The organism is Nocardia sp. NPDC057668 (assembly GCF_042799795.1).
Lineage (GTDB): Bacteria > Actinomycetota > Actinomycetes > Mycobacteriales > Mycobacteriaceae > Nocardia.
Genome location: NZ_JBHVIC010000003.1, coordinates 605,746 through 617,631, shown reverse-complemented (window position 1 = coordinate 617,631; position 11,886 = coordinate 605,746). Strand labels below are relative to the sequence as shown.

The 11,886-nt window shown below is 67.7% G+C and carries 13 protein-coding genes; 8 read left to right on the top strand and 5 right to left on the bottom strand.

The genetic code is table 11. From position 1 onward, the window contains the following. Positions 1-261 precede the first annotated feature (261 nt). Together ACFVBH_RS21425 and ACFVBH_RS21420 are read right to left on the bottom strand one after the other, a co-directional pair. Positions 262-537: a WhiB family transcriptional regulator gene (locus ACFVBH_RS21425; RefSeq protein WP_379003699.1), complete on the bottom strand. Its 276-nt coding sequence runs from the start codon at positions 535-537 to the stop codon at positions 262-264. Between the two features lie 57 nt (positions 538-594). Continuing rightward, a complete protein-coding gene (locus tag ACFVBH_RS21420; protein ID WP_379003697.1) occupies positions 595-1,140 on the bottom strand; it encodes an HNH endonuclease in 546 nt (181 codons plus the stop codon). Between the two features lie 462 nt (positions 1,141-1,602). Between ACFVBH_RS21420 and ACFVBH_RS21415 the strand changes: the two genes are divergently transcribed. Genes ACFVBH_RS21415 through ACFVBH_RS21405 form a run of 3 tightly spaced genes read left to right on the top strand, consistent with a single transcriptional unit; the run spans position 1,603 to position 3,211 of the window. Continuing rightward, the gene (locus tag ACFVBH_RS21415; RefSeq protein WP_379003694.1) at positions 1,603-2,028 is read left to right on the top strand and encodes a hypothetical protein; all 426 of its coding nucleotides are present in this window, start codon (positions 1,603-1,605) and stop codon (positions 2,026-2,028) included. Further along, positions 2,022-2,252, top strand: coding sequence for a helix-turn-helix transcriptional regulator (locus tag ACFVBH_RS21410; RefSeq protein WP_379003691.1), 231 nt, complete (start codon positions 2,022-2,024; stop codon positions 2,250-2,252). Before ACFVBH_RS21415 ends, ACFVBH_RS21410 begins: the two co-directional genes overlap by 7 nt. Continuing rightward, on the top strand, positions 2,249-3,211 hold the full coding sequence (locus ACFVBH_RS21405; protein WP_379003688.1) for an NAD(P)-dependent alcohol dehydrogenase: 963 nt from the start codon (positions 2,249-2,251) through the stop codon (positions 3,209-3,211). Before ACFVBH_RS21410 ends, ACFVBH_RS21405 begins: the two co-directional genes overlap by 4 nt. Before the next feature lie 264 nt (positions 3,212-3,475). Here ACFVBH_RS21405 and ACFVBH_RS21400 read toward each other — a convergent pair whose 3' ends face one another. Continuing rightward, positions 3,476-4,075 carry a hypothetical protein gene (locus ACFVBH_RS21400; protein ID WP_379003686.1) on the bottom strand — a complete coding sequence of 200 codons (600 nt, stop codon included), beginning with the start codon at positions 4,073-4,075 and terminating at the stop codon, positions 3,476-3,478. Between the two features lie 160 nt (positions 4,076-4,235). After that, complete coding sequence (locus ACFVBH_RS21395) at positions 4,236-6,422, bottom strand: malate synthase G (protein WP_379003684.1); 2,187 nt, start codon at positions 6,420-6,422, stop codon at positions 4,236-4,238. A 210-nt stretch (positions 6,423-6,632) separates the two neighbouring features. Here ACFVBH_RS21395 and ACFVBH_RS21390 point away from each other — a divergent pair, with 210 nt between their 5' ends. The 5 genes from ACFVBH_RS21390 to ACFVBH_RS21370 all read left to right on the top strand — a co-directional run bounded on the left by ACFVBH_RS21390 (position 6,633) and on the right by ACFVBH_RS21370 (position 11,168). After that, entirely contained in the window at positions 6,633-7,379 is a 747-nt protein-coding gene (locus ACFVBH_RS21390) for an SDR family NAD(P)-dependent oxidoreductase (RefSeq protein WP_379003682.1), read from the top strand. Continuing rightward, entirely contained in the window at positions 7,376-8,011 is a 636-nt protein-coding gene (locus ACFVBH_RS21385) for a TetR/AcrR family transcriptional regulator (protein WP_354990108.1), read from the top strand. The genes ACFVBH_RS21390 and ACFVBH_RS21385 overlap by 4 nt, the downstream gene beginning before the upstream one ends. A 10-nt stretch (positions 8,012-8,021) precedes the next feature. Further along, positions 8,022-9,311: an acyl-CoA dehydrogenase family protein gene (locus ACFVBH_RS21380; protein ID WP_379003679.1), complete on the top strand. Its 1,290-nt coding sequence runs from the start codon at positions 8,022-8,024 to the stop codon at positions 9,309-9,311. 95 nt (positions 9,312-9,406) lie between these two features. Then, positions 9,407-9,937: a DM13 domain-containing protein gene (locus ACFVBH_RS21375; RefSeq protein ID WP_354990110.1), complete on the top strand. Its 531-nt coding sequence runs from the start codon at positions 9,407-9,409 to the stop codon at positions 9,935-9,937. Between the two features lie 214 nt (positions 9,938-10,151). Continuing rightward, complete coding sequence (locus ACFVBH_RS21370) at positions 10,152-11,168, top strand: S8 family serine peptidase (RefSeq protein ID WP_354990111.1); 1,017 nt, start codon at positions 10,152-10,154, stop codon at positions 11,166-11,168. 78 nt (positions 11,169-11,246) lie between these two features. Here ACFVBH_RS21370 and ACFVBH_RS21365 read toward each other — a convergent pair whose 3' ends face one another. Next, positions 11,247-11,873 (bottom strand): glyoxalase, encoded by a 627-nt coding sequence (locus ACFVBH_RS21365; RefSeq protein WP_379003676.1) that lies wholly within the window; start codon positions 11,871-11,873, stop codon positions 11,247-11,249. Between the last annotated feature and the right edge of the window lie 13 nt (positions 11,874-11,886).

Below are 11,886 nucleotides of genomic sequence, written 5' to 3'. Positions count from 1 at the left end.
CGCTACCACTGCGACAACCGGTCCTTTACTGACACCTCGTGACCGTCCCGCGGCGCGATGAGTACCCACGCGCGCCAGTCTATGGTCCCGGAAAATTGGCCCTGACCTGGGTCTGTGGCGGTCGCGCGGAAGTGGTGCGGAACACCGTGCCACCGGATTGCCGGATCGGGCCGCGGCGGTAGCGGGCGGGTGACTCCGGACACGACGCGGCGGCCGCGCCCGGGCACCGAAAGTGCCGGACGCGGCCGCCGGTTCCGCGGATCACTCGCGGATCATGTTCCCGCGGTCGTACTCGTGCCCGCCCCACACGCCGGACTGGCCGGTGCGCGCCGCGAACGCGCCGCAGTCGCGGCGGATCGGGCAGGTGTCGCAGATCGCGCGGGCGTACTCGAAGTCCTGCGACGGGTACGGAAACCACGCCTCATGGTTGGGATCACCCTGGCAGGCGGCATGCTGCCAGTAGTTCTTCGAGTCGGAGATGGGGAGCAGATCGGCCAGGGTCGGCTCCTCCGCCAGGGTGGTGGTGTTGGTCATCATCGGATCTCGCTCCTTTCGCTCCGATCACGCCTTTGCTGATTTCTTCTTCATCGGGCCCTACGAGGCCGCCAGGTCCTTCCAGACCTGACGCTGTCGGCGGGCTATGTCGTTGGGGGCCTTGGGCTCCCAGAGCAGGCGCATCCCGGCCTCCTCGGGGGTCCGGTCCGCCTTGGTCGTATTGCAGGGTCCGCACGCGGCGATCAGGTTGGCCCAGGTGTTCGGGCCGCCACGCGAGCGCGGCTTGATGTGGTCGACGGTGCGAGCCCAGCCCGAGCAGTACCCGCAGCGAAAGTGGTCGCGGCGCAGGACGGCGGGCAGGGTGGCACGGCTGTTGTCGTCGGGCGCCAGGATCCGATGTTCGAGGTAGATGTAGCGCGTCAGCCGGATGGTTTCCGGCAGCGCGATCTCGACATCCTTGGAACGGATGGGGAAGTACGGCTCGTGATCCACCACCGGCTCGGCGCTGCCGGTCAGCAGCAGCACCACGGCGCGTTCGGCGCGGATCTCGGTCAGCGCCTCGAAGGAGGCGTTGAGCAGCAGTACTCCCCGGTGTATCCAGTTGTCTGCGGTTATCTCCGGATCTTGGGAATGACGGAACAGCATGGGGGTCACCATGTTTCGTGAAGAGGAAGAACAGAAAGGGGGAAGTGGAGGGCTTACGCCGCCGCCTGGAGGCGACCGGAATTCCGCTGATCGGTGCGCTCGTCGCGCCCGATACCGGTGTGCAACTCACGTGCGCTGTCGCCCGTGTCGCCGAGCTGTAGGCCCGACTTCGCCGGATACCGTTCCGAGAACACTGGATTCACTGCCGCCTCCTCCTTCCTGCTGGTCACGGCCGTTGCCGGCCGGTTCGATCGTCGTCGAAACATATGGTGACACAACGGACATGCCGTTGTCGGGTGATTTTTTGGTGGCCCCCACCGTGATCTGATAACGCGCGGACGGGCGGGTTTGTTCCGGCGGCCGGAATGACGGTTGGGTCACGATCGCGGACGGGTGGCGGTTCGACGCCCATCAATGTCAAAAAATCTTTACATGAAGTCTGGTTTTCTTTACTCTGAAGTCATGCCCTTCGAAGAGAAGCGAACGTGGATCCTCGGGATCACCGCCGCGGTGTCGTATGCGATCTACGTGGTCGTTGTGCTGATTCGGGCGCGGGATTCGGCGCTCACCGAGGTCGCGTACATCGCGCCCCTGCTGTGGGCGATCGGCGTCTCGATCGCGGTGTCCATCGTGGCGGCCATCGCCGTGGCGCTGCTCTCGCGCGAGGGCGACCGCAAGGATCAGCGCGACCGGGAGATCGATCGCATGGGCAGCGAGGCCGGCAACGCCTTCGTGGTGCTCGGCGCGATCGGGGCGCTGGCGCTGGCGCTGTGCGACGGCGATCGGTTCTGGATCGCGAACGTGATCTATCTCGGCTTCACACTGTCCGCGATCGTGGGCTGCGCGGCCAAGGTCATCGCGTACCGGCGGGGGTATCAGCCGTGGTGAAACAACCCACCAGGGTGACCAATAACATTCGCGCCCTGCGTTTTTCGCACGGAGAGATGACACAGGCCGAACTGGCCGATCGTATCGGGGTGACCCGGCAGACGGTCATCGCCATCGAGCAGGGCAGGTATTCGCCGTCGCTGGAGATGGCGTTCGAGATCGCCAGGGTGTTCCGCGCGCCGCTGGAGACGGTGTTCGAGTATCCGGAGGAAGAAGTCAGATGAAAGCCATCATCCAGCGCGAGTACGGCACGACCGCCGCGCTCTCCTACGCCGATATCCCCGAGCCGGTCGCCGGTCCCGGTCAGGTGCTGGTCCGGGTGCGCGCGGCCGGGCTCGACCCGAGCGTCTGGCACCTCATGACCGGTCTGCCGCTGATCGGGCGGCTCGCCCTCGGTGTGCGCCGCCCCCGGGTGCCGGTGCGGGGCTGGGATCTGGCGGGCGTGGTGGCGGCCGTCGGTCCCGGGGTGACCGAGTTCGCGCCCGGTGACGAGGTGTACGGCGGCGCGGACGGAGCGTTCGCCGAATTCGCCTGCACCGCTGCGGAGAAGCTGTTGCGCAAACCCGCGAATCTGAGTGTCGAGCAGGCGGCGGCACTCCCCATTTCCGGTATGACGGCGTTGCGTGGTTTGCGAAGCGTGGGGCGGATCGCGGCGGGGCAGCGGGTGCTGATCATCGGCGCGGGCGGTGGGGTCGGGCATCTCGCGGTGCAATTGGCCGTGCACGACGGCGCGCATGTGACCGGGGTGTGCAGTGCCGCGAAGCGCGATTTCGTGGCCGCGCTCGGGACCGAGCGGGTCATCGACTACACGAGCGAAAAGCTCACCGGCGTCTACGATCTCGTGCTCGACATGGCCGGCAACCGGCCGCTGTCGCAGCTGCGGGAACTGCTCACGCCCACCGGCACCGTCGTACTCGGCGGCGGCGAGAACGGCGGTCGCTGGTTCGGCGGCACCGAACGCAGCATGGGCGCGATGCTGCTCTCGCCGCTGGTGAAGCAGCGTTTGTGCGGGCTGCTGTCACTGCCGAATCCGGCGGATCTGGCCGCGGTGGGCGAGCTCGCGGCCGCGGGCGCGATGGTGCCGCGCATCGATCGCACCTTCGCCTTGGCCGACGCCGCCGCGGCGATCGACTATCTGACCGGGTCGCATCCGGCGGGCAAGGTCGTGCTGACGGTCTCCTGACCCGGCCCGGAACGCCGAATCCCCCGGCCGCGACGGCCGGGGGATTCGGCGATGCTCGGGCGCGGCCCGAATCAGAGTGGAACCGGACCGTTCGAACCGGTGGACGCCCAGGCCCACGCGCCGTTGATGCGGCCGAGGATCAGATTGAAGACGTCCAGCACCGTTGAACCCATGAAAAACTTCCTCACTGCAGATGGCTGTCGCCCGGCAGCGTATCGATGATCGAGGGGTAATGGAACGGCTTGGCGCAAACGAGAACCACGCTCACACCCCGGCCGAGACCCAGCTCTCGAAGGTGTACCAGGGCCCGTCGATGCGCGTGTAGCTGGTGCCCGCGCGGGCGTGCGCGGCCGGAACGGGCGGATCCCCGTGCGGGATATAGGCGAATCCGTCGACCCCGAGACTGGTGTCGGCGAGGCTGAAGGCGCAGCCCCCGGCGATCACCCGCACGTAGTCGATGCGGTACATCCCGAAGCGCTGTTCGGCGTGGGTGTCCGCGCACGCGCCCGCCGTGCGTTCGAGCGCGGGCCGGGACAGTTCCCAGCCGATTCTGGTGGGCGTGCCGGTGCTCAGCAACGTGAGGGTCACCGTCACCGCGACCGGCGCGGCCGCGGTGAGAATCCAGGCCCGATGGGCGATCGCCCCGGAAACCGCGGTCACCAGCCAGATTCCGCCGGCGACGACCAGGACCCAGCCGCCGAGCAGCAGCGCCACCAGTCGGTCGCCGTGCGAGGCGTACTCCCACAGCACCCATAGGCAGACCACGCCGATGAACACGGTGATCGCGGCCATGGACAGCCGCCATGCCCGGCTCGGCGACGGTGCGGTGTACCCGGGAGCCGACACTGCCGAATATGTAGTCACGAGAGCGCATCCTGTCCCGGTCGCAAGCACCGGTCAGTCGAAGTGTTAGGAGTAAGTTCTCGAATCACCCGAACATAGCAGTCGCACAACATACGGAACCCCCGATCGACCCGGTCGATCGGGGGTTCCGCTATTCGCTAGCTTCGCTGAACCGGAAGGCTCAGTTGCACTTGGCCGCCTGCTCCTTCGCCTCGCGGCGACGGCGGTGCAGAATCGGCTCGGTGTAGCCGTTGGGCTGCTTGGTGCCCTCGAGCACCAGCTCCTTGGCCGCCTGGAAGGCGATGGAACCGGCGAAGTCCGGGGACAGCGGGCGGTAGTTCGAGTCGCCGGCGTTCTGGCGGTCCACGATGGGGGCCATGCGCTGCAGGCTCTCGATGACCTCCTGCTCGGTGACGACGCCGTGGCGCAGCCAGTTGGCAACCTGCTGGCTCGAGATGCGCAGGGTCGCGCGATCTTCCATCAGGCCGACATCCTTGATGTCCGGCACCTTCGAGCAGCCGACGCCCTGGTCGATCCAGCGGACCACGTAGCCCAGGATGCCCTGGGAGTTGTTGTCCAGCTCCTGCTGCTTCTCCTCCGCCGACCAGTTGGTGTCCTGGGCGAGGGGGATTTCCAGGATCTGATCGACGGTGGCGCGGGGGCCGCCCTTGGCGATCTCGGCCTGCCGCTTGAACACGTCCACCAGGTGGTAGTGGGTGGCGTGCAGGGTGGCGGCGGTGGGCGAGGGCACCCACGCGGTGTTCGCGCCGGCCTTGGGGTGGCCGATCTTCTGGACCAGCATGTCGGCCATCAGATCGGGCATGGCCCACATGCCCTTGCCGATCTGCGCCTTGCCGGGCAGACCCGCGGCGATGCCGGTGTCGACGTTCCAGTCCTCGTAGGAGGCGATCCACTGCTGGGCCTTCATGTCGGCCTTGCGGACCATGGGCCCGGCCTCCATGGAGGTGTGGATCTCGTCGCCGGTGCGGTCGAGGAAGCCGGTGTTGATGAACACCACGCGGTCCGCCGCGGCGTGGATGGAGGCCTTGAGGTTGACCGTGGTGCGGCGCTCCTCGTCCATGATGCCGACCTTGAGGGTGTTGCGCTCCATGCCGAGCACGCCCTCGATGCGGGTGAACAACTCGTTGGTGAAGGCCACCTCGTCCGGGCCGTGCATCTTCGGCTTCACGATGTACACCGAGCCGGTGCGCGTATTGCTCACGCGCGCTTCACCGTTCAGCGCGTGCTTGGCGATGAGCGAGGTGATGAGGCCGTCCATGATGCCCTCGGGGACCTCGTTGCCGGCCGCGTCGATGATCGCGTCGGAGGTCATGAGGTGACCGACGTTGCGCACGAACAGCAGCGAGCGGCCGTGCAGCACCAGCTCCGAGCCGTCGAGCGCGGTGTAGACGCGGTCGGGGTTCATGGTGCGGGTGAAGGTCTTGCCGCCCTTGGAGACCTCTTCGGACAGATCGCCCTTCATGAGGCCGAGCCAGTTGGAGTAGCACAGGACCTTGTCCTCGGCGTCGACCGCGGCGACCGAGTCCTCGAAGTCCATGATCGTGGTGACCGCGGACTCCAGCACGACGTCCTTGATGCCCGCGGCGTCGGTGGAGCCGACCGGGGACTCGGGATCGAACTGGATCTCGATGTGCAGGCCGTTGTGCACGAACAGCAGCGAGGTCGGGGCCTCGGGGTCGCCGAGGTAGCCGACCAGGGTGTCCGCGTAGGCCAGCCCGATGTCGGTGCCGTCCTCGAGGGTGACCTCGAGCTCGCCGTCGACGATGGCGTACTTGCTCGTGCCCAGGTGCGACCCGGTGATCAGCGGCAGCGCGTCGTCGAGGAAGTTACGCGCCCACTCGATGACCTTGTCGCCGCGAACCTTGTTGTAGCCCTTGCCCTTCTCCGCGCCGTTCTCCTCGGAGATGGCGTCGGTGCCGTACAGGGCGTCGTACAGCGAGCCCCACCGCGCGTTCGCCGCGTTGATGGCGAAGCGGGCGTTCATCACCGGGACCACGAGCTGCGGGCCCGCGGTGGTGGCGATTTCGGCGTCCACATTGACCGTGCCGATCTGGAAGTCGGCCGGTTCGGGACGCAGGTAGCCGATCTCGGTGAGGAACTGCTTGTAGGCAGCCTTGTCGTAGCCGGCGCCGGGGTTGGCGCGGTGCCACTCGTCGATCTTGGCCTGGATGTCGTCGCGCTCTGCCAGCAGAGCCCGGTTAACGGGGGCGAGGTCGTTGATCACGGCCTCGGCACCCGACCAGAACGCGGCGGAGTCTACGCCGGTGCCGGGCAGTGCCTCGTTGTTCACGAAATCGTGAAGAACGCGCGCGACCTGGAGTCCGCCGACCTGAATCCGCTCTGTCATCTACTGCCTCGTTTCGAGATAGCCGGTTGAAAGGGTGCAAAAAGTACGCCCGTCATGTTACTCGCGGGTATGGCCGGTGGTGATGGCGCACCTGTTGTAAGCGCGCGTCGGCCGCTCTTGATTCCCCTCGATCCCCTTGATTGTATCGCCCGGTACATTTAATGTACCGGGTAGAACATTTCCCGATTCGGACGTGTGAAGGTGCCAGGTATGGGAAAAGCGTTGTCCGGCAAGGTCATTGTCGTCACCGGCGGCAGTCGCGGGCTGGGCCGGGAGATGGTACTGGCCTTCGCCGAAGCCGGGGCCGACGTGGTGATCGCCAGCCGCAAGCTCGACGCGTGTGACGCACTCGCCACTTCGGTACGGGAGAAATTCGGGCGGCGGGCGCTGCCGGTGGCCTGCAACGTGGGCGAGTGGGGGCAGTGCGAGGCTCTGACCGAGGCCGCGTACGCCGAATTCGGCCGGGTCGACGTGCTGGTGAACAACGCGGGCATGTCGCTGCTGTACCCCAGCCTGGATCAGGTGACCGAGGCCATGTTCGACAAGATCATCGCCACCAATCTGAAAGGCCCGTTCCGGCTCTCGGCGCTGATCGGGGCGCGCATGGCCGCGGCCGGGGGCGGCTCGATCATCAACATCTCCTCCATCGAGGCCGTGCGGCCCGAACCGCTCGCCGTGCCGTACGCGGCGGCCAAGGCGGGGCTGGAGACGCTGAGCGGCGGCCTCGCGCAGACCTACGGCCCGGGCGTTCGCGTCAACACCATTCGCTGCGGCGCGTTCGACACCGATATCGCCAAGGCGTGGCCGCCGGAGATGAAGGAAGAGCTCGGCAGGCACACCGTGCTCGGGCGCATCGGCGCGCCCGCCGACATCGTCGGCGCGGCGCTGTTCTTCGCCTCGGATGCCTCGGCCTACTGCACCGGCGCGACGCTGGCCCTCGACGGCGGCATTCGATGACCAGCGCGGTTCCTGCCCGGCGCCGCGGCCGCCCACCGGCCTCGGAGACCAACCCGGGGGAGACCCGCGAGCGGATCGTGCGCGCGGCCATGGAACTGTTCGCGGAGAAGGGCTTTCATGCCACCAGCGTCGCCGAGATCGGCGATCGGGCGGGCATCCAGCGCGGTGCGCTGTACTACCACATCGGCTCCAAAGAGGAACTGCTGTTCCAGATCCGGCGCGGGTACACCCAGCTGATGCTGGACGCCGCGGTCGCGATCGCCGAGGGCGCGGGCGACCCGCTGGACAAGCTGCGCGCCCTCATCCGCGCCCACGTGCTGCTGATCATCGAACATCAGCACGAGGTCACCATCGCGCTGCGGGACGCGGGCGCGCTGACCGGCGAACGCCAGGCCGATCTGCAGACCCTGCGCGACGGCATCCAGGACAGCTGGCAGCGGGTCTTCGACGACGCGCACGCCGCGGGGCAGGTGCGCACCGGCGATCACGTCGTCACCAACAGCGTGGTGGCCATGCTCAACATGGTCAGCGCCTGGTACCGCCCCGGCGGCGAGCACACCCCCGGCGAGATCGCCGAGATTCTCACCTCCACCATCCTCGACGGTGTCGCGGCACCGGTCGTCAACAAGTGAAAGGCTGACCATGGCTTGGGATTTCGAGACCGATCCGGAGTACCAGAAGAAGCTGGACTGGGTCGCGGAGTTCGTCCGCACCGAGGTCGAACCCCTCGATCTGCTCTACCCCGAACCGTACGACCGCACCAACCCCGAGATCCGGGCGCTGATGAAGCCGCTGCAGGAGACGGTGAAGGAGCAGGGGCTGTGGGCGTGTCACCTGGGCCCCGAACTCGGCGGCCCCGGCTACGGGCAGGTGAAGCTGGCACTGCTCAACGAGGTCATCGGCACCTCGAAGTGGGCGCCGCTGGTCTTCGGCTGTCAGGCGCCCGATTCGGGCAACGCCGAGATCCTCGCGCACTTCGGAACCGAGGCGCAGAAGGCGAAGTACCTGCAGCCGCTGCTCGACGGTGAGATCGGCTCCTGCTACGTCATGACCGAGCCCACCGGCGGCTCGGACCCGACCTCGTTCAAGACCCTGGCGGTGCGCGACGGGGACGACTGGGTCATCAACGGCGAGAAGTGGTTCAACTCCGCCGCCGAATTCGCCTCGTTCCACATCGTCATGGTGGTGACCGATCCCGAGGCCGAACCGCACAAGCGGCTGTCGATGTTCATCGTGCCCGCGGACGCCCCCGGGCTCGAGATCGTGCGCAACTTCACCGTGCCCGGATTCTCGGAAAACGAAGGGCACCTGCGCTTCACCGATGTGCGGGTGCCCTCGGACGCGCTGCTGGGGGCCGAGGGGCTCGGGTTCATCGTGGCCCAGACCCGCCTGGGCGGCGGGCGCGTGCACCACGCCATGCGCACGGTCGCCATGGTGCGCAAGGCCTTCGACATGATGTGCGAGCGCGCGGTGTCGCGGCCCATGCGCAAGGGCGTGCTCGGGGGCCTCCAGATGACGCAGGAGAAGATCGCCGAAGCCTGGATCGAGATGGAGCAGTTCCGGCTGCTCGTGCTGCGCACCGCGTGGCGCATCGACAAGGAACAGGACTATCGCAAGGTGCGGCACGACATCGCCGCCATCAAGGTGGCCATGCCCAAGGTCATGCACGACATCGCCCAGCGCGCGATGCACCTGCACGGCGCCATCGGCGTGAGCACCGACCTGCCGTTCGTGGACATGATGAACTACGCGCAGGTCATGGCCATCGCGGACGGGCCCACCGAGGTCCACAAGATCACCCTGGCCAAGGAGGTCCTCAAGACCTACGCCCCCGGTGATCCGGTGTACCCCAGCGGATATCGGCCCGCGCTGCGCGAGCAGGCCCGCGAACTGGTGGCCCGCCGCCTGGAACACACCGTCGGCAACCTCTGACGAATCGGTGAACGGCCGCCCGCGCGGCTGACGCGCTCCGGCCGCGTCGCGATACTCGATCGGGAGAGCTTTCGCGACGAGGCATCGGAGAAGACATGGCGTGGCTGCGACGGATCGCGCGATCGCGGATCACCTGGGCGCTGGCGGGGGTCGCCGCGGTGGTCGTGGCGGCCGGGGCGATCTACCTGGAGCCGTGGCGGCTGTTCACCAGCACGACCGTCGAGGAGGCCGCTCCGGTGCCGGCCGGGCCGACCACCCCGGGGGTGCCCGCGGCCCGCACGCTGTCGACCGGCACGCTCATCTCGCACGAGCACGGCACCTCCGGCGCCGTCGAGATCATCCAGCTCTCCGACGGCGGGCGCGTCCTGCGCCTGGCTGATCTCGACACCTCCGACGGTCCCGACCTGCACGTGTGGCTGAGCGACGCCCCGGTGCTCCCGGGGCGTGACGGCTGGGGCGTCTTCGACGACGGCGCGTACGTGGACCTGGGAAGTCTGAAGGGCAACAAGGGAAGTCAGAACTACGAGATTCCCGCCGGCGCCGATCTGTCCGCGCTGCGCAGCGTCACGGTGTGGTGTGCTCGCTTCCACGTGTCCTTCGGGGCCGCGGAACTCGTGGCCCGGTGACGCGCCTGCCCGGTGCGCGATGCCCCGGAAAGTGCGGGCTTGTGCCGGGGCTTTAGCACGGAATCTTTTGCGTGGGTGCGGTTTCGGTGAAACCCGTGGTGTCCCAAGTTGGGACACCCGCACGCGTTGCATGTTGTGACCACTGATCGTTTCACTTCATCGGAGACGGGCGCCGTCGGGGACGCCCGCGCCACAGCGAAGGATCCACCGCTCGATGAAGAGATCGTTGTTCACCCTCGGAACACTCGCCTGCGCCATGAGCCTGGTCCTGGCCGCCGGGGGCACGGGTTCGGCGCAGACCCAGGCGAATCCGGGCTGGGGCCTGGACCGGATCGATCAGGCCGCGCTGCCGTTGAACGGCGGTTTCAGCACGACCTCGGACGGAACGGGGGTGAACGTCTACGTCATCGACGGCGGGCTCGACATCACCCATCCGGACTTCGGCGGCCGGGCCTCGATCGTCTGGGACAAGTTCGATCCCACCGGTCTGTCCGGGACGCCGACCGACCATCACGCCACCGTGATGGCGGGTATCGCCGCCGGTGCGGTGTACGGGGTCGCCAAGAACGCCAAGATCCTCGGCGTGAAGACCTACAACACGCCCGACGGAGTGCCCGCGCAGGCCGACCTCATCAGCGCGATCAACTTCGTGAAGAACGACGCGCCGACCCGGGGCCCGTCGGTCGCGGTCATCTCGACCAACTACGTGGACTACGGCCAGACCTCCGCGCTCAAGAACGCGGTCAACGCGCTCGCGAGTTCCGGTGTGTTCGTTGCGGTGTCGGCGGGCAACATCATCGACGGCGACGACGCGGCGTCCTCGAACTGGAACGCCTGCTTCAACACCCCCGCCAGTTCCATCGGTGCGATGGTGGTGGGCGCCAGCGACGACACCGATCACGTGGTGCGGCATTCGAGCTTCACCTCGCCCGGCGGCGGCACCGCCGTGTGGAGCAGCGCGTACGGCGGATGCGTGGACATCTTCGCCCCGGGACAGTACGTGGCCGCCCCGACCTCCGGCGGTGGCAACGCCCTCGAGGCGGGCACCTCGTTCGCGGCGCCCTACGTGGCGGGCGCGGCGGCACTGTACAAATCCAAGTTCGGGCAGACCGCGTCCGCGACGGTGAAATCCTGGCTGCTGCAACAGGCTTCGTCCGCGATCATCGATCCGCCGCAGTTCTTCGCCTACGGCACCACCCCGAAGAAACTGCTGAACGTCAGCGGGCTCTGACCCGGTCGCGCTGAAATCCCCTGCCACCCCGCGCTGTCACGGGCGGCAGGGGATCGTCGGGCCGGCGGCAGTCCGGCCTCAGATCGACTCCCAGGCGAAACCGTTCGGATCGGTGAAGGATTCGAATTTGCCGGCCAGTGCCATCCGGTGCGAGCCGGTGCCCTCCGGGGCGACGCCGGCGTCCTTGGCCGCGGCCTTGCGGCCGTACAGGGCCAGTTTCACCGCCGACGGCGCGGACTCGAACTCGACGTACTTGCTGCCGAAGCTCTTGCCGACGGTCAGGCCGCGGTCGACGTAGAACTGTTTGGTGGCCTTGACGTTGTCGACGCCGAACAGCACCACGATGTCGTCGACCTCGCGGGTCGCGGGACCGGTGTCCTTCTTGGCCGAGGTCGCGATCTTCCAGACGGCGCCGTCCGGCGCCGCGACGGTGCCGCCGTACCCCCAGAAGCTCTTCTTCGCGGGCTTGACCACACTCGCGCCCGCGGCCAGCGCGGTCCCGATGAGGCTGTCGACCGTGCCGGGCTGCGACACCACGAGCGAGAGGACGTAGCCGCGGAAGCCTGTGGTCGGCGCGTCGGTGGCGCGCACCCGGATCCGGTCGCCGAGGCCGAACGCGGCGGCATAGAAGGACTCGGCCGCCGCGGGGTCGCCGGACTCCAGGATGATGGCATCGATAGTGCTCGGAGCTGCGGTGATGTTCATGGGAACCACGCTA